Source organism: Paenibacillus sp. LK1 (genome assembly GCF_002750415.1).
In the GTDB taxonomy this organism is placed as follows: Bacteria; Bacillota; Bacilli; order Paenibacillales; family Paenibacillaceae; genus Paenibacillus; species Paenibacillus taichungensis.
The window spans coordinates 1-16,092 of record NZ_PEII01000023.1 but is presented as its reverse complement, the minus strand read 5'-3'; the positions used below and the strand labels follow the sequence as shown (position 1 = coordinate 16,092).

The 16,092-nt window shown below is 47.7% G+C and carries 16 protein-coding genes; all 16 read right to left on the bottom strand.

Annotated features, from left to right (window positions below):
* Positions 1 to 224: 224 nt before the first annotated feature.
* Entirely contained in the window at positions 225 to 1,172 is a 948-nt protein-coding gene (locus CS562_RS31000) for a ribose-phosphate diphosphokinase (RefSeq protein ID WP_076292000.1), read from the bottom strand.
* 309 nt (positions 1,173 to 1,481) lie between these two features.
* Entirely contained in the window at positions 1,482 to 2,306 is an 825-nt protein-coding gene (hisJ, locus tag CS562_RS30995) for a histidinol-phosphatase HisJ (RefSeq protein WP_076292001.1), read from the bottom strand.
* Positions 2,307 to 2,317: 11 nt separating this feature from the next.
* Positions 2,318 to 3,046, bottom strand: coding sequence for a bifunctional phosphoribosyl-AMP cyclohydrolase/phosphoribosyl-ATP diphosphatase HisIE (gene hisIE, locus CS562_RS30990; protein WP_099859258.1), 729 nt, complete (start codon positions 3,044 to 3,046; stop codon positions 2,318 to 2,320).
* A complete protein-coding gene (hisF, locus tag CS562_RS30985) occupies positions 3,039 to 3,800 on the bottom strand; it encodes an imidazole glycerol phosphate synthase subunit HisF (RefSeq protein ID WP_099859257.1) in 762 nt (253 codons plus the stop codon). The genes hisIE and hisF overlap by 8 nt, the downstream gene beginning before the upstream one ends.
* Positions 3,801 to 3,867: 67 nt before the next feature.
* Positions 3,868 to 4,602: a 1-(5-phosphoribosyl)-5-[(5-phosphoribosylamino)methylideneamino]imidazole-4-carboxamide isomerase gene (hisA, locus tag CS562_RS30980; RefSeq protein WP_024634114.1), complete on the bottom strand. Its 735-nt coding sequence runs from the start codon at positions 4,600 to 4,602 to the stop codon at positions 3,868 to 3,870.
* A gap of 311 nt (positions 4,603 to 4,913) precedes the next feature.
* Complete coding sequence (gene hisH / locus CS562_RS30975; RefSeq protein ID WP_099859256.1) at positions 4,914 to 5,537, bottom strand: imidazole glycerol phosphate synthase subunit HisH; 624 nt, start codon at positions 5,535 to 5,537, stop codon at positions 4,914 to 4,916.
* Between the two features lie 3 nt (positions 5,538 to 5,540).
* Complete coding sequence (gene hisB / locus CS562_RS30970; protein ID WP_063566514.1) at positions 5,541 to 6,170, bottom strand: imidazoleglycerol-phosphate dehydratase HisB; 630 nt, start codon at positions 6,168 to 6,170, stop codon at positions 5,541 to 5,543.
* Positions 6,163 to 7,467 (bottom strand): histidinol dehydrogenase, encoded by a 1,305-nt coding sequence (gene hisD, locus CS562_RS30965; protein WP_099859255.1) that lies wholly within the window; start codon positions 7,465 to 7,467, stop codon positions 6,163 to 6,165. Before hisD ends, hisB begins: the two co-directional genes overlap by 8 nt.
* A gap of 107 nt (positions 7,468 to 7,574) precedes the next feature.
* Positions 7,575 to 8,234 carry an ATP phosphoribosyltransferase gene (gene hisG / locus CS562_RS30960; RefSeq protein WP_064641175.1) on the bottom strand — a complete coding sequence of 220 codons (660 nt, stop codon included), beginning with the start codon at positions 8,232 to 8,234 and terminating at the stop codon, positions 7,575 to 7,577.
* 1 nt (position 8,235) lies between these two features.
* Positions 8,236 to 9,429, bottom strand: coding sequence for an ATP phosphoribosyltransferase regulatory subunit (locus CS562_RS30955; RefSeq protein ID WP_099859254.1), 1,194 nt, complete (start codon positions 9,427 to 9,429; stop codon positions 8,236 to 8,238).
* A gap of 485 nt (positions 9,430 to 9,914) precedes the next feature.
* Positions 9,915 to 10,436: an acyltransferase gene (locus tag CS562_RS30950; RefSeq protein WP_076292007.1), complete on the bottom strand. Its 522-nt coding sequence runs from the start codon at positions 10,434 to 10,436 to the stop codon at positions 9,915 to 9,917.
* The gene (ppaX, locus tag CS562_RS30945; RefSeq protein WP_099859253.1) at positions 10,433 to 11,083 is read right to left on the bottom strand and encodes a pyrophosphatase PpaX; all 651 of its coding nucleotides are present in this window, start codon (positions 11,081 to 11,083) and stop codon (positions 10,433 to 10,435) included. The genes CS562_RS30950 and ppaX overlap by 4 nt, the downstream gene beginning before the upstream one ends.
* 6 nt (positions 11,084 to 11,089) lie before the next feature.
* Positions 11,090 to 12,127, bottom strand: coding sequence for a prolipoprotein diacylglyceryl transferase (gene lgt / locus CS562_RS30940; protein WP_076292009.1), 1,038 nt, complete (start codon positions 12,125 to 12,127; stop codon positions 11,090 to 11,092).
* A 126-nt stretch (positions 12,128 to 12,253) separates the two neighbouring features.
* A complete protein-coding gene (hprK, locus tag CS562_RS30935; protein ID WP_076292010.1) occupies positions 12,254 to 13,192 on the bottom strand; it encodes an HPr(Ser) kinase/phosphatase in 939 nt (312 codons plus the stop codon).
* A gap of 288 nt (positions 13,193 to 13,480) precedes the next feature.
* Positions 13,481 to 14,605: an ABC transporter ATP-binding protein gene (locus tag CS562_RS30930; protein WP_099859252.1), complete on the bottom strand. Its 1,125-nt coding sequence runs from the start codon at positions 14,603 to 14,605 to the stop codon at positions 13,481 to 13,483.
* A gap of 103 nt (positions 14,606 to 14,708) precedes the next feature.
* Positions 14,709 to 15,905, bottom strand: coding sequence for a PucR family transcriptional regulator (locus tag CS562_RS30925; RefSeq protein ID WP_257219662.1), 1,197 nt, complete (start codon positions 15,903 to 15,905; stop codon positions 14,709 to 14,711).
* Positions 15,906 to 16,092: the final 187 nt, after the last annotated feature.

Here is a 16,092-nt window from a genome sequence, read left to right as displayed (position 1 = left end):
TACATCTCTGGGATTGAATTCCCTATATACGCAGCCATAAAATCAATTTTAAGTTATTATAGCACAAGCCCCCAGGCAGCAAATGAGTAATCGATTCCCTCTTTCTCCTTAACTCATCCGCATCTCTATCCTAATCCATCATAAAAAAATAAAAACCGTGCTGAGCAGCAAACTACTCAAACACGGTACAATACACCTGAATTCGCACAAATCTGTGGTCATGATTAAATCCCTGAATCTTTAAACAATGTCGCCATGGAGCCACCATCCACAATAATGCGAACAGCACGCGCAAGCATTGGAGCTACGGGCAACACTTTGAAGCATTCGGGATGGTCATCCGGCAGTGCGATGGAGTCTGTGACTACCACCTCGGCTATAGACGGGTGATTGAGCTTACTTAGTGCTCCGTCCGAGAACAGACCATGTGTTGCGCATACATATACGTTTTTGGAGCCTCGCTCCTTCAACCCTTCAACAACATTGAGAATTGTCGTTCCGGTATCGATCAGATCCTCAATAATAATTGGAGTTCGACCTTCAACATCCCCAATAACATGCGTAATGATCGATTCATTGTGGCTTGGACGCTTCTTAATCATAATGGCAAAAGGTGAATCCAGACGATTCGCCAGTTTCTCTGCCATCGAGGCTCGTCCCGCATCAGGGGAAACAACCACTGGATTTTCAATCCCTTTACTCAGCAAATAATCACTGATGAGATCCAATGATGTCATGTGATCCACAGGAATATTGAAAAATCCTTGAATTGCCGCTGCATGCAGATCAATGGTAACTACCCGGTTTGCCCCAGCAGTAGTTAACACATCCGCAACCATCTTGGCAGAGATCGGCTCACGCGGAGCAGACTTGCGTTCCTGACGGGCATATCCGTAATAAGGAACAATAATATTTACCGTACGGGCAGAAGCCCTTTTGGCTGCATCAATCATGACGAGCAGTTCTACGAACAACTCATTGATCGGATGAGATAATGATTGAACTAGAAACACATCACAGTTGCGGATCGTCTCTTCGTAGTGAACGTATATTTCTCCGCTCTTGAACCGGGACAGTTTGATCTTGCCTAGTTGTACACCCAGCTTGTCGCATACCTGTTCTGCCAGCTTAGGGTTCGATGAACCGGAAAAAATACGTAACGAATGCTGCATAATGCCCTCCCGAGGGTTGAAGTCCCAATATAATCCTTTATCAGTCTAAAAGTGAATGTTCAAAAAGGCCGGTTTTCAGTACCGAGAAGATGGGATAAAGCTAGAAATGGAGTAGCGGAGCGTAGGCAAAACTACGTGAGCAACCACAAAGTTTCCGAAGGAAACATTCTTCGTAAGCCTCCCACTTATTTCGGCTGAATTCCAGCTTCGATACTGATGATGCCATTAGGCATCCTTCGTAATTAAAAGCGGACTTTTTTGAACTTCCTCTAAAAAGGTTATTTCCTACCCTCATTATACTCCACTGCCTTATACATTTAAAGAAAGGAACGAGCGCTGTCGGCCTTCAAAAACGGCTACCTCCGTACAGCCCAGCTCATGCAAGAGCGCCTCGGCCTCAGGTAGATAATCCCCTAGCTTCAGCGGATCATGTGCATCGGAGCCAAGGGTCAGCGGAATTCCCAATCGAATGGCCTCCGTTAACATCCGGCGACCAGGGAACATCTCTGCGCAGGGCTTCGATAATCCTGATGCATTGAGCTCCATAGCACAGCCACTTTTTGCGATAGCTTGCAGTGCTGCGTTTTCAAGGGCTATACGCTCTTCAGTCTGCTCTGGTGCCGGAGTGAAGCCAAAGCGCTTGATCACATCTGTATGACCCATAATATCGTACATTCCCGTCGCTGCCGCTTTGCTCACAGCATCATAGTATTGACGATAGACTCCTAGTACGTCTTTGCCTTCCCAATGATGGGTCTGGCGAAAATCCGTAATGTCCCATTCCCCGAGAAAATGAACCGATCCAATCACATAGTCCCATGGGTAGCGTTCAATAATGGCCCGGATTTCGGTCTCCCAGCCTTCAATATAGTCGCCTTCCAGGCCGACACGCACATCGATCTGACCACGGTACCGCTCTTTCAGAGAAAAACACTCTTCCACGTAACGCGGCAGCTCATCCATGGGCATTGCCATCTCAGGATAATAGTGAGCGGGGTCTACATGCAGCAAAGGCATGTGATCCGACAGCCCGATCTGCGACAGCCCAATCTCCACCCCACGCTGTACATAAGCCTCTAGCTTGCCAACCGCATGACCACACCGCTCATGGTGTGTATGATAGTCTATACGCACAGGCTCGCCTCCTAATCGCGGCGTGGCCGCTCGTGGCGACGGCTCAGCTCTGACATGATGTCATCCAGCGGCAGTTTGCGCTCTTGCAACAGAACGAGCAAGTGGTACATCAGGTCACTGACCTCAAGACGAAGCTCGTCATTGTCTTTATTTTTGGCGGCAATGATCGTCTCGGACGCTTCTTCACCGATTTTTTTCAGAATTTTATCAACGCCTTTATCGAACAGGTACGTCGTATATGCGCCTTCCGGACGCTCACGTTCACGCTCTGCAATGACCGACTCCAGTTCAGCCAGTACTTCAAAACGACTTTCGGAGCTAGTACTTGAATTTGTTGCACTAGAATCATTTGAAGTCTGGTCTGTGGATTGCTCTGGCAAGCCCACGATCTCATTATGGAAACACGTCACCGCTCCGGTGTGGCAAGCAGGTCCATTCGGTTTTACTTCAACTAGCAAGGTGTCACCATCACAATCGTATTTCAATGAAGTAATCGTCTGTACGTTGCCTGAAGTTGCGCCCTTGTGCCACAGCTCTTGACGCGAGCGTGACCAGAACCACGTTTCACCGGATTCAAGCGACAATTTTAGGGATTCCCGATTCATATAAGCCATCATCAGAACTTGGCGTGTCTCTGCATCCTGCACAATGGCAGGTACCAAACCATCGCTCCAACGAATGTGTTCCACAACCTGCTCCAAGGATAACTGCTCCTTAATCTCATTGCTTACATTAGTCACGGATCTCCACCCCTTGCTCTCTCAAATGTTGTTTTAACGCCGGAACGGCGATTTCTTTGTAATGGAATATCGTTGCTGCTAGACCTGCATCCGCTTTGCCTGTCGTAAACACATCATAGAAATGGGATTCCTTGCCTGCACCGCCTGAAGCGATGACCGGAATACGTACCGATTCGGATACCGCTGCAGTCAGCTTCAGATCGAATCCGTCCTTCGTTCCGTCCGCGTCCATGCTTGTCAGCAGAATTTCGCCAGCGCCTAAGGTCTCCGCCTGTTTAACCCAGTCCAGCGCCTTAATTCCTGAAGGTTTACGTCCACCATGCGTGTACACTTCCCATTCGCCCCAAGCCTCATTATACTTGGCGTCTATTGCAACGACGATACACTGGGAACCAAAGCGGCGTGCACCGTCTGCAATCAGCTGAGGATTAAGCACAGCCGCCGTATTTATCGCAATCTTGTCCGCTCCTGCACGCAGAATGCGCTTCATGTCTTCCACCTTGGAGATCCCTCCGCCTACGGTAAAAGGAATGGCGATCTCGCCTGCGGTTTGCCGCACCACTTCTTCCATCGTTTCGCGGCCTTCCACCGAAGCGGAGATATCGAGAAACACCAGTTCGTCCGCACCCTCGCGGTCATATAGCGCCGCCAGCTCCACCGGATCACCCGCATCGCGGAGATTGACGAAGTTAACGCCTTTGACAACCCGGCCGTCCTTCACGTCCAGACAAGGAATGATTCTTTTTGCCAGCATGCTCCTCTTCCTCTCTCCTGATGATCGTTATCGTGCAAATGTTATTTGAGCCTATATAGTATCGCTATTATTTATTTACCGCACGTACCGCTTCAGACAGATCAATACTGCCAGTATACAGCGCTTTTCCTACGATTGCTCCTCCGACACCATCTTCCGCATGTTTGCTTAAACGAAGCAGATCATCCATAACACTAACTCCACCGGAAGCAATCACCGTACGGCCACTTGCCTTCGCAAGAGATACGATCGCTTCCACGTTAGGGCCCTGCATCATACCATCACGAGAGATGTCTGTGAAGATGAAGGTTTCGGCACCGAATGCCGCCAACTCCTTTGCCAGTACCTCAGCCTGGACCTCCGATGTCTCCAGCCATCCACGTGTCGCCACATAGCCATTGCGTGCATCGATACCAATAGCTACTTTGTCTCCATATCGTCCCAGTACTTCTTCTGTAAAAGCACGATCCTCAATCGCAGCTGTTCCGATAATAAGGCGACTCACGCCGAGACCCAGCAGGCGTTCTACATCAGCCACTGTACGAAGGCCTCCACCGACCTGAACAGGCACGTTTACGGCCGAAGCGATACGCCCGATCAGCTCATCATTCACGGGATGACCTGCTTTTGCACCGTCCAGATCTACCAGATGAACGTATGTACCACCTTGCTTCTCCCAGGAAAGAGCAACTTGAACCGGGTCATCGTTATATACCGTTTCCTGATTGTAATCTCCCTGCACCAGTCTTACACATTTGCCGTCCCGGATATCAATTGCCGGATATATGATAAAAGATGACATACAAGGCCTCCTGAATATATTCATATTTGTGCTCTATATAAATTGAAACTAGAGAATATTTACACTTGCCACTCCGATGACAGAACAACCTTCCGATCGCTGTTATCCCCAGATTTTTTTGAATCCCTTATTTAAAGGGGAAAATCCGGGGATAAAGGCGAACGCCTCGCTTCTTCAGATTATTTCTGTCCTCTCCGTTATCGTGTAAATGATTAGTTCAATTTATATAGATTAGATTTTATATAAGTTTAGCTACGTATTATTTTATAAGGATGAAATTAAAAAAAAAATCATAGGATCGCGAATTATGGTTACGCATTAGGTCGTCCAGTCAACGCCAGGAAGTTTCCAAGCAGCTTCATACCCAGCTCTCCGCTCTTCTCAGGGTGGAACTGCATGCCGAAATTGGAGCCTCTGCCAACAATCGCCGTAACCGGATGTCCGTAATCCGTTACTGCCAATAGATCGCTCTCTACGTCCGTACGTGCATGATATGAATGGACAAAATAGACATGACTTGCCTCAAGCCCCGCGAATAGCGGATTTTCCGGGTGCAGGAACTGCAATCGATTCCAGCCCATATGCGGAACCTTTAATTCTCCCGGTGCGAATCGCACAACTTTACCCGGCAAAATATTCAATCCTTCATGCTCGCCATGCTCCTCGCTTGAGCTGAACAACAGCTGCATGCCCAGACAGATGCCGAGTAGCGGTGTTGGTCCAGCTGACGCTTCCTTCACCACTGCGTCCAAGCCACTCTCTCTCAAGTGAACCATGGCATCGCCAAACGCACCTACACCTGGCAAAATCACACCATCTGCACCTAGAATCGCATCCCGATCACCTGTCACCAGCGCTTCGTAGCCAAGACGTTCGACCGCTTTGCCGACGCTGTGCAGGTTCCCCATACCGTAATCGACAATTGCAATCGCCATCGTCTACAGCACTCCCTTCGTGGAAGGCACACCCGTTACACGTGGATCAATCGTTGTCGCCTCATCCAGTGCACGGCCCAGTGCTTTGAAGATCGCTTCGATCATGTGGTGCGTATTTTGTCCGTAGTGCACGATAACGTGCAATGTAATGCGCGCTTCCAGCGCCAGTTTCCACAGGAACTCATGTACCAGCTCGGTTGAGAAGCTGCCCACTTGCTGAGACGGGTATTGTGCGCGGTACTCAAAGTGAGGGCGGTTGCTGACATCGATGACTACCTGAGCAAGGGCCTCATCCATCGGTACAAATACACTCGCATAACGTTTGATGCCCCGCTTGTCACCCAATGCTTCACGAAGGGTCTGTCCCAGACAGATCCCGATATCCTCCACCGTGTGGTGGTCATCAATATCAACATCGCCACGCGCCTGTACGTTCAGATCGAATTGTCCATGCTTTGTGAACAGATCGAGCATATGATTCAGGAAAGGTACGTCCGTTTCAATCTCGGATTGCCCGGTTCCATCTACGGCAAAAGAAAGCTGAATGTTCGTTTCATTTGTTTTGCGGTCTACCTCTGCCTGACGTACAGCACCCTTGTTCTGAAGGTCCAAACCATTATTCTGCTTATCCATTATCCGATTCCGCCTTTCCTTCCTGTTCTAACCGTACAGAGATCGCACGGGCGTGTCCTTCGAGCCCTTCATGCCGGGCCAGCTCTATAATAGCCGCTCCATTTTGGAGTAATGCTTCCTTGCTGTAATAGATCAAACTCGATTTTTTGATAAAATCATCCACGTCCACAGGTGAACTGAATCGGGCTGTTCCATTTGTCGGAATAATGTGATTCGGTCCCGCAAAATAATCCCCTACCGGCTCCGAGCTATACGGGCCGAGGAAGATCGCTCCGGCATTCTCGATTCGGCCAGCGTAAGCCATAGGCTCCTGCACCATGATCTCCAGATGCTCCGGTGCGAGCCGGTTCACCACATCGATTCCCTCATCGATGGAATCGACCACAATAATTGCGCCATACTGCTCCACGGAAGCAGCAGCGATATCACGCCGCGGCAGCACTTCTAGCTGCTGCCGCACTTCGGCCTGCACGGCTTCCGCCAGCACAGCCGAGGTTGTGACGAGAATGGCCGATGCCATCTCGTCATGCTCCGCCTGCGACAACAGGTCGGCGGCGACATATACCGGATTCGCCGTATCATCGGCGAGCACCACAATCTCACTCGGCCCGGCGATACTATCGATATCGACTGCGCCGTACACTTCGCGCTTCGCGAGCGCCACGTATATATTGCCCGGTCCACAGATCTTGTCGACCGGGGCAATGCTCTCCGTGCCGTAAGCGAGGGCGGCGATCGCCTGAGCGCCGCCAACCCGATACATCTCGCTCACGCCTGCTTCCGCAGCGGCCACGAGAATGTACGGGTTAATGCCTTCGCCGCCGTTCGTTGACGGCGGCGTCACCAACACAATCTCTGGCACGCCAGCCACCTGTGCCGGAATCACATTCATCAGCACCGACGAAGGGTACGCTGCTTTGCCGCCAGGTACATACACGCCGACCCGCTTCAGCGGTCGGATCACCTGGCCCAGCAGACTGCCGTCCGGCTGCCAATCCATCCATGAGTTGCGCTTCTGCTTCTCATGAAAAGCACGAATGTTCGCGGCGGCCTGACGGATCGCCGTCACGAAGGAAGGCTCCACGGCTGCATAAGCTGCCTGCAGCTCTTCCTGCGGCACGCGCAGCTCCGCAGCCGTCAGCTTCGTGCGATCCAGCTGCTCTGTGTAACGCAGCAGTGCAGCATCCCCTTCCCGGCGAATGTCGCTGACAATGCGCCGTACCGTTTCATTTTGCTCCGGTGTACCGTATTCCACTTCCCGCTTCAGATCAAATTCCCGTGCAGGTACAATTTTCATGCGTACATCCTCCCTATCCCTGTAGTGCCTGTGATGCGTCCAATACCCGTTTATGCTATATAATCAATCATCGATTAGTTACTTCTGTTCCATCTTACATGCTTGATTTATCCTCGAAAAATCCCCGCCGACACCTCATTCGAGGCTGGAATGACCTGTTGGAGAGCATCGCATAATGCCTGAATTCGTGCGTTCTTCATCCGATAGCTGACCCGATTGGCAATAAGGCGGCTTGTGATATCCAGAATGCCCGTCATCTCCACGAGTCCGTTCTCACGCAACGTCTGACCCGTCTCTACCAGATCGACGATTCGATCAGCCAAACCGATCAGCGGCGCCAGCTCGATGGAACCGTTCAGTTTGATAACTTCCACCTGCTGTCCTTGCTCGCGGAAATATTGGGAAGCGATTCTCGGGTACTTTGTTGCCACTCGCTGCTGAATGCCAGGTGTCCAGTCCGGTAGTCCAATAACAGACATGCGGCACTGTGCGATACCCAGGTTCAACAATTCGTACACGTCCCGATTTTCCTCAAGCAGAACGTCTTTACCCACAATCCCTATATCCGCTACCCCATACTCCACATACGTTGGCACGTCTACGGGCTTCGCCATGATGAACTCCATCCCCGCTTCCGGCACTTCGATGACCAGCTTGCGCGTATCGTCCACGTCTACCGGAATATCAAGCCCTGCTTCACGGAACAGTTTGGAGGCTTTCTTATAGATTCGGCCCTTCGGCATAGCTACCTTCAAAATATCCGACATCTTAGCGTCCCCCTCCATTTTCAGATCCGTACGTGATAACCTGCTCAGCCTGGATTGACTTGTTGCCTGTTAGAGCCTCTTTCCCATCTTTAGGAAGGAGGCATGTTACTACATTCTGACCAATGCTGCGTAGTCTCGCAGCCTCTGTTAGAGCCTCAGCCCGGCATTCCGAAGTATATTGAATAAGTACAAGCTTCTTCTCTTCCATCGTAATTCCATGAACACCATCGATAATACGGTTTGTTTTGAGTGCAAATCCTGTAGCCGGTAATGAACGGCCAAACTGTTGTAACAGATTATCATATCGTCCGCCACTGCATACCGGGGATCCGAGCTCTGCTGCATACCCTTCAAACGTCATGCCTGTATAATAGGAGAAATCACCAATCATCGTCAGATCAATCAGCACATGCTCAGAAACACCGTACGCTTCCAACACTTCGAATACTGCACAGAGATGTGCAATGGACTGTGCTGCTTCAGTACTTGAACTCAGCTCTGCTGCATGTGTACATACTTCTTTACCGCCACGCAGACGCAAAATGGCCTCAAGCTGCTCCTTCAGTTTCGGTTCCAGATTCAATGCTTCAATGGATTGGCGATAGCCGACATAATCACGTCCCAGCAATCCTTCTTTCAACTGCTCCTGTTGTACCGTTTGGCCCGGAATGACTTCTTCCAGTAACCCGTTCAGAAATCCCATATGACCCATCGCAATTTTAAAGGAAGACACACCCGCTGCCTGCAAAGAAGCGATCGCAAGTGCTACAACTTCTGCATCTGCCTCTGGCGAATCATCACCGACAAGCTCTACACCTGTTTGGAAAAATTCCGCCTCACGCCCCGCTTCCTCTTCGATGGAACGAAACACATTCGCATGATAGGACAAACGCAGAGGAAGCTCCTCATCCTTTAATAGAGAAGAGACCACCCGTGCAATCGGAGCTGTCAGATCTGATCTTAGTACGAGCGTAGTCCCGCGACTGTTCAATAATTTAAACAGCTTGCGATCCGATGTGGAACTCGCTACACCTACGGTATCGTAGTATTCAATCGTTGGCGTAATGATTTGACGGTAACCCCAGCGTTCCATGCATTCCAATACATTCCGCTCAATGGTTCGCAGCTTGGTCACCACATGTGGTGTATAGTCACGAAAACCTGTCGGTTTTTCAAAGCCTTTTGGTTTGGACATTGGTATTATTCACCCCGAGTCAGTAATTTAAGATTGGTAGACGTTCTATTTCAACAGGATTTATGTAGTGTAAATCCCCATTCTATCTTGTAACCTGAATTTTTATTGTTGCTGCCAGGCAGCCTTCAGAAAACGTTTAGTACGTGTTCATTTATTCTTAATTATACTTACTTCAATCTTCTTTCTTTAACATGGTAAAGTGCTAACAAACTAAAGGATATGGGATATGATAACATGAATGACTATCCATCGTCAACAATACAGCCCCTTTGGGGTGCTTGTACTATATCCTCTATTTTGATCCCATTGCTGAACATGAGTCTAACTATTTGTATACGAAAAAAGCTGCCATCAGCAGCTTCCTTACTCCAGTCAATTCGACTTATTGCTCTTCCCCTGACTGAACCCATTCAGGTTAATTTTCGTCCGTGTATTCTTTGTGGTGATCTTTTGCAGATATATCCGTAGGCCGTCTCCCAAAATCATTACTCATCAGCCTTTATGACAATCTCCTCCGCTGATGCATTCGAGCGAGACAGATCACGAAGTGGATTCCCTCCAACAAAAGCTCCCGGAGCTACATCCTTATGAACAACTGCTCCTGCAGCTACAACCGCACCGTCTCCGATGGTCACACCTGGCAGGATGGTTGAATTTGCACCGATCAGTACATTTTCCCCGATAATCACCTCACCGAGTCTGTACTCTTTAATAAGATACTCGTGAGCCAGGATCGTGGTATTGTAGCCAATCACGGAATTTTCGCCTACCGTAATTTTCTCCGGAAAGAAAACATCAACCATCACCATCAATCCAAAAGCCGTATGTTTACCCACCTTCATGCCGAGCATGCGACGATAGATCCAGTTCTTGACCGATAAAATCGGGCAGTACCGTGACAACTGAATCCAAATAAAATTGCGCACGCCTTTCCACGGACTCACAGTCTTATAGATATGCCAAAGTGCGTTATGGCCTTCTACGGGATAGCGGGTTACTTTTCTCATGAACGTTCCGTTTCAATCAGCTTAAGCAAGTCCTTCATGTCGTGCAAAATGTAATCCGGGTTATAGCCGCTCAATACGGCCTCTCCCTTAAGGGACCAGGCTACGCCTGCCGAAAGCGCACCCGCGTTCTGTGCCGATTGAATATCGACCGGGCTGTCACCCACCATCAATGTTTTGGAAGGATCTGCACCCAACTCTTCGATCGCCTTCAGGACTGGTTCAGCATGTGGTTTGGGATTGGTTACATCCGTAACTGTCACAATCGATTTCATATACTTCAACAGGTCGAAACGCTCCAGCACCTTAAGAGTAGATGGACGAATCTTCGTTGTGACAACACCCATCACGATTCCTGCCTCATGAAGAGCTTCAACGACCTCAATGACGTGAGGAAACGGCTGAACCATCGCCTCATGATGAACGTCGTTATACGCCCGATATCCTTTGACATACTCCGCAACATCCTCTTTCCCAGAGAACGTACGCATCTGATTCTCCAGTGTCCCCCCCATATGAGGAATGATCTGTTCGCGTGTCCAAGGGGTAGATAACTGCAAATCCTTCATCACATGAAGGAAAGAGTTGATAATTAGTTCATTCGTATCAATAATCGTTCCATCCAGATCAAACAAAACCGTGTCAATCATGTTGCATTACTCCTTTTTCTCTTCAGCTTGCTTCAGATCCTCTTTGGTCGAGACTGGAGTTACCGTGTCCTCTTTGCCTGCAACCGGGCCTGTGTGCACCATATCATCCGATGATTCTGAAGGAACTTTGGAAGATACAATTGGATCGCTATACCTTACATCTGCCTTGCCTGTCATTCTTCTCACAACGATGAAGACTATCGCAACAATAATGATCCCAATAGCCAGCAACTGCGAAATTCTTACGTTACCGTAGGCCGGATCAAGATATCCTTGCTCGAATCCCATAGCTGTCATCGGTGACCATAACCCATTAACCATGGAGGCAACCCATTGCGGAGCCTGGAATCCCAGACTGTCGGTACGAAGCGCTTCGATAAAGAAACGACCGATCGAGTACCAGATAAAATAGGACATAAACAGCTCACCAGCACGCAGAAACTTCTGACGACGAAGCACCAGCAAGATGACCAAACCAACAAGACTCCACATCGATTCATACAAAAATGCAGGATGATGGAATACACCTTCCACATTCATCTGATTAACGATAAAGTCTGGCAAATGAAGCTTGTCTCTCAAAAATGATTCTTCTACTGGACCACCATAAGCCTCTTGGTTTACAAAGTTACCCCAGCGTCCGATCATTTGTCCAACGATCAGTCCAGGCGCACAGATGTCGGCCATACGCCAGAAATTATACCCTTTACGACGGAAGAAAATGACTGCACATATGATCGCACCAATCAGTGCGCCATATATCGCGATTCCACCATTCCATATTTTAAAGACATCCCAGAAATTATCCTTATAATCGTCCCATCGAAATGCCACGTAGTATATGCGGGCACCGATAATGGCAGAAGGCACACCAAGCAGGACCATGTCCATAAACACTTCCTGCGGAATGTTATACCGTTTGCCTTCCCGGATGACGAGCAGCAAACCTACAAGTGCCGCTGTACCGAGAATAAGCCCGTACCAGTGAACCTTTAACGCTCCGATGGAGAACGCAATGGGGTTCAACAGTAATAATGTATCCATTCATTCACACTCCTATAAATTGACTCATTCACAAGCAGGACCAACTGCTGCATGTCTCCAACACGCTATACAGGAGTAGAATACAGCAACAATTGGCCTTTAATTATATAATAGAGCCTTCTCTTCTTAGTCCATGTCTTCCATGTCTTCCGAAATCGTTGCTGTCAGCTTGTTCGTAAATTGCAACGCAGCGTTAAGTCCCATTTGCTTAAGACGATAGTTCATCGCCGCAACTTCAATAATTACAGCCAAGTTCCGTCCCGGACGAACAGGAATGGTTACCAGAGGTACATCTGTATCGATGATACGTGTTGTCTCCTCATCCAGACCGAGGCGATCATACTGCTTATCCTGCTGCCAAGCCTCTAGACGCACTACCAGGGTGATCCGTTTATTATTACGCACAGCCCCTGCACCAAATAATGTCATCACGTTGATAATCCCGACTCCCCGAATCTCAAGTAGGTGACGGATGAGCTCTGGTGCTGTTCCGTGCAGCTGGAAGTCTGATGTTTGCCGGATTTCAACTGCATCATCCGCAATCAAACGGTGTCCACGCTTCACCAATTCAAGTGCCGTTTCACTCTTACCAATACCACTACTGCCCGTAATTAGCATACCGACTCCATTCACATCACACAGTACGCCATGAATCGTTGCCGTTGGCGCAAGCTTACGCTCCAGGAATCCGGTAATACGGCTCGATAAAATGGTTGTAGCCATGTTGCTGCGAAGCACGGCCAGATTCTGCTCCTCACTGATTTCGATCAGTTCCTGTGGTACTTCCAGTCCACGAGTCACCAAGATACAAGGTGTTTCTTCCGTGCATAGGCGCTGCATCCGATCACGACGCTCGGCCTCAGGCAACATGGAAAAAAAGGCCAGCTCTGTTCTCCCAAGCAGCTGTACCCGTTCTTGTGGATGGTATTCAAAATAACCGGCCATTTCGAGGCCAGGACGGTTTAAGTCGTCTACAGTAATGACTCTCTTCAAACCTTGAGCTCCGGAAACGACCTCAAGCTGGAACTGCTGTACCAATTCAGATACTTTCACTTTTTTCGCCATTTGTCTCTTCCTTTCAGCATTCGCTGCCTCTCTATGTACATCAGCATTTTTGCGTCAATTCCATTCCATTATTAGCGCATTCATTTTGTTTGTTTCAGGTTACAGATTTTACAAAACAAAACCAGCCTTCAAATAATCTTAAATGAATTCAGTGTTGAATGCAATCGTGAACCATGGCCGCCCATTAATCAAAAAAGCCCCTTCCAGCAATAACGGAAGGGACTCAGATTACAATGTATAATTGCGTTAACTGATAGATTCCATCGTTACCGATGAATCTCAGTACTATTAGTCTTGAAGAAGAACGTTTGCTTCAGTCTCTTTGTCAAAGATATGAACTTTGTTCATGTCAATTGCCATTTTAACTGTGGAACCATCACGAGTGTTGGAACGTCCGTCTACACGTGCGATTGTAGTGTCGTTACCTACACCGCTCAAGTAGAGGAGCATTTCGTGACCCAAGTTCTCTGTTACGTCTACGTGTGTAGAGAATACAGAGTTCGGCGATGCTTCCAGGAATACTGGCTCTTCGTGAATGTCTTCTGGACGAACACCCAGAATGACTTCTTTACCAATGTATCCTCTTGATTTCAGCACTTGTGCTTTACCTTGTGGGATTTCAACGTCCACACCAGGAGCTACGAAATGCAGGCTAACACCTTGCTCAGCCAATTTACCCGAGATAAAGTTCATTGTCGGGGAACCGATGAAACCAGCTACGAACAGGTTAGCAGGGTGGTTGTAAAGCTCTTCTGGAGATGCTGCTTGTTGGATGATACCATCCTTCATAACAACGATCCGATCACCCATTGTCATTGCTTCGATTTGGTCATGCGTTACGTAGATAACGGTTGTTTCCAAACGTTTCGCAAGTTTAGTGATCTCAGCACGCATTTGACCACGAAGTTTAGCATCCAAGTTGGAGAGAGGCTCATCCATCAAGAACACTTGTGGATCACGGACGATCGCACGTCCCAAAGCGACACGCTGACGTTGACCACCGGACAATGCCTTAGGTTTACGCTCAAGCAAATGCTCGATATCCAGGATTTTAGCTGCTTCACGTACACGTTTGTCGATCTCATCTTTTTTCACTTTACGCAATTTCAGACCAAACGCCATGTTTTGGTATACGCTCATATGCGGATACAAGGCATAGGATTGGAATACCATCGCGATATCGCGGTCTTTAGGAGCAACGTCATTAACGACACGGTCACCGATATAGAGTTTACCTTCAGAAATTTCCTCAAGGCCTGCGATCATACGCAGTGTTGTTGATTTACCACAACCGGACGGACCTACCAGTACCAGAAACTCTTTATCTTTAATGTCCAGGTTAATATCAACTACTGTTGCTTTATCAGAACCCGGGTATTTTTTGAAAATATGCTCTAAACGTACACCAGCCATGATTGTTGCCTCCTCAGAGATCATTTTGTAATCGAATACATTTTGTAGTTTTATATTAACCCATTTGCATGATGTTTGACTATTCGCAAACTGCACAAAAATATCAAAGCTTTTTCGTCACTTTGTACATAAGCAGTAAAAGCCTTACCAGAACAGCACTTTCGAAGTTTCTGACATCATATCCGATCTCCTGTTTGATCTTATCCAATCGATATACCAAAGTATTACGATGAATAAAGAGTCGCTTTGCCGTCTCACTCACATTACAATCGAGATTGAAGAAGGTCTCCAGAGTAGCCAGTGTCTCACTATCACTAAATAACACAGTACCTTTGCCCGTTTCCTGTATAAAACGAAGACGTTGTTGCACAGGAATGCTATCTACCAAACGTTCGAGTTGCAGATCCCAAGGGAGATGGATGTGTTGTGCGACATGGAAAGCCCTGCCCAAGTGTACACTCTCTTGAAGAAGTGCCGTGACAGGAGATAGCTGCTTTGCAGGGGTACATGGTAAGGATGCAGACAAATGAAATACGCCCGCCCATTCACTGGCCACCAATTCATAGAGCCCCTGACAAAAGGCATTCAGTAAATCCTTTCTGGCTTCCGTCGTATCCTCTTCAGCTTCACCAGTGACAATCTGTTCATCACCTAGAAACACCCACTCCTGCGCTCCCACAGGAATCAGTATAATCTCTTCACCGAAATAACTTTCGAGCAACTTATTCAATTCCTTCGAACGTATGCGATGAGCATCAGGTGTCTCACATTGAAGTAGAAATGGGATTTTCTCTGTATTCAATTCCCCATCCAGTGAAAAACGATCTGGAATAGGCTCCTGCTGGACTGTTTGCTCCATCTGCTTCCGAAGCCATTGTCCCAATTCAGCAAGCTGTTGTTCTCTATCATTTTCATATATCACAGGCTGTTCTTCATCTAAAGATTCCTTATGACTACTAATGAGAAGTTCAATTAAACGCTGAACTTCCAGCGTAACGGCATCAACAGAACATGCCCAATATAAAAGAGTACCTTCTTCCTCGTTCATCCCGACTTTAAAATATATAAGGTCTTGTGTACGCCAACTGCTTACATCCTTAGCCAAACCAACCATCTTCTCATCATCACCTATGAAACCTTCGGCCTCTTTTGTAAGAGTATTATGAGCCACTGGAACAGTTCTACGATAAGCTGAGCTTAATCCATATTGATTCCATTCTTCTATAGTTATCACGGATTCGTCCAATGTAGTACCTATAATTGCTTCGATTTGTTGTTTTAGATCAGGTATGAGCTTCATATAATGAACGCCACCACTCTGCTTTTTTCTATTATTTTATCATATCTTGCGCAGCATCGCCTTTTTCAGTCTTTATTAGAGTTTCCACATTATTAATTTATTTATCTACAACAAAAAAGAGTGATTAATCAAATTAATGATCAATCACTCTTTTTTAAAAGATGAGTCATGAAGGGCTCGAACCTTC

Bases quoted from the DNA above. Each gene is read 5' to 3' on its own strand.
- hisF (WP_099859257.1), bottom strand. From the start codon at position 3,800: ATGCTGGCAAAAAGAATCATTCCTTGTCTGGACGTGAAGGACGGCCGG.
- hisH (WP_099859256.1), bottom strand. From the start codon at position 5,537: ATGGCGATTGCAATTGTCGATTACGGTATGGGGAACCTGCACAGCGTC.
- CS562_RS30950 (WP_076292007.1), bottom strand. From the start codon at position 10,436: ATGAGAAAAGTAACCCGCTATCCCGTAGAAGGCCATAACGCACTTTGG.
- hisA (WP_024634114.1), bottom strand. From the start codon at position 4,602: ATGTCATCTTTTATCATATATCCGGCAATTGATATCCGGGACGGCAAA.
- hisD (WP_099859255.1), bottom strand. From the start codon at position 7,467: ATGAAAATTGTACCTGCACGGGAATTTGATCTGAAGCGGGAAGTGGAA.
- CS562_RS30955 (WP_099859254.1), bottom strand. From the start codon at position 9,429: ATGTCCAAACCAAAAGGCTTTGAAAAACCGACAGGTTTTCGTGACTAT.
- CS562_RS30930 (WP_099859252.1), bottom strand. From the start codon at position 14,605: ATGGCTGGTGTACGTTTAGAGCATATTTTCAAAAAATACCCGGGTTCT.
- hisB (WP_063566514.1), bottom strand. From the start codon at position 6,170: ATGGATAAGCAGAATAATGGTTTGGACCTTCAGAACAAGGGTGCTGTA.
- hprK (WP_076292010.1), bottom strand. From the start codon at position 13,192: ATGGCGAAAAAAGTGAAAGTATCTGAATTGGTACAGCAGTTCCAGCTT.
- CS562_RS30925 (WP_257219662.1), bottom strand. From the start codon at position 15,905: ATGAAGCTCATACCTGATCTAAAACAACAAATCGAAGCAATTATAGGT.
- ppaX (WP_099859253.1), bottom strand. From the start codon at position 11,083: ATGATTGACACGGTTTTGTTTGATCTGGATGGAACGATTATTGATACG.
- CS562_RS31000 (WP_076292000.1), bottom strand. From the start codon at position 1,172: ATGCAGCATTCGTTACGTATTTTTTCCGGTTCATCGAACCCTAAGCTG.
- lgt (WP_076292009.1), bottom strand. From the start codon at position 12,127: ATGGATACATTATTACTGTTGAACCCCATTGCGTTCTCCATCGGAGCG.
- hisG (WP_064641175.1), bottom strand. From the start codon at position 8,234: ATGTCGGATATTTTGAAGGTAGCTATGCCGAAGGGCCGAATCTATAAG.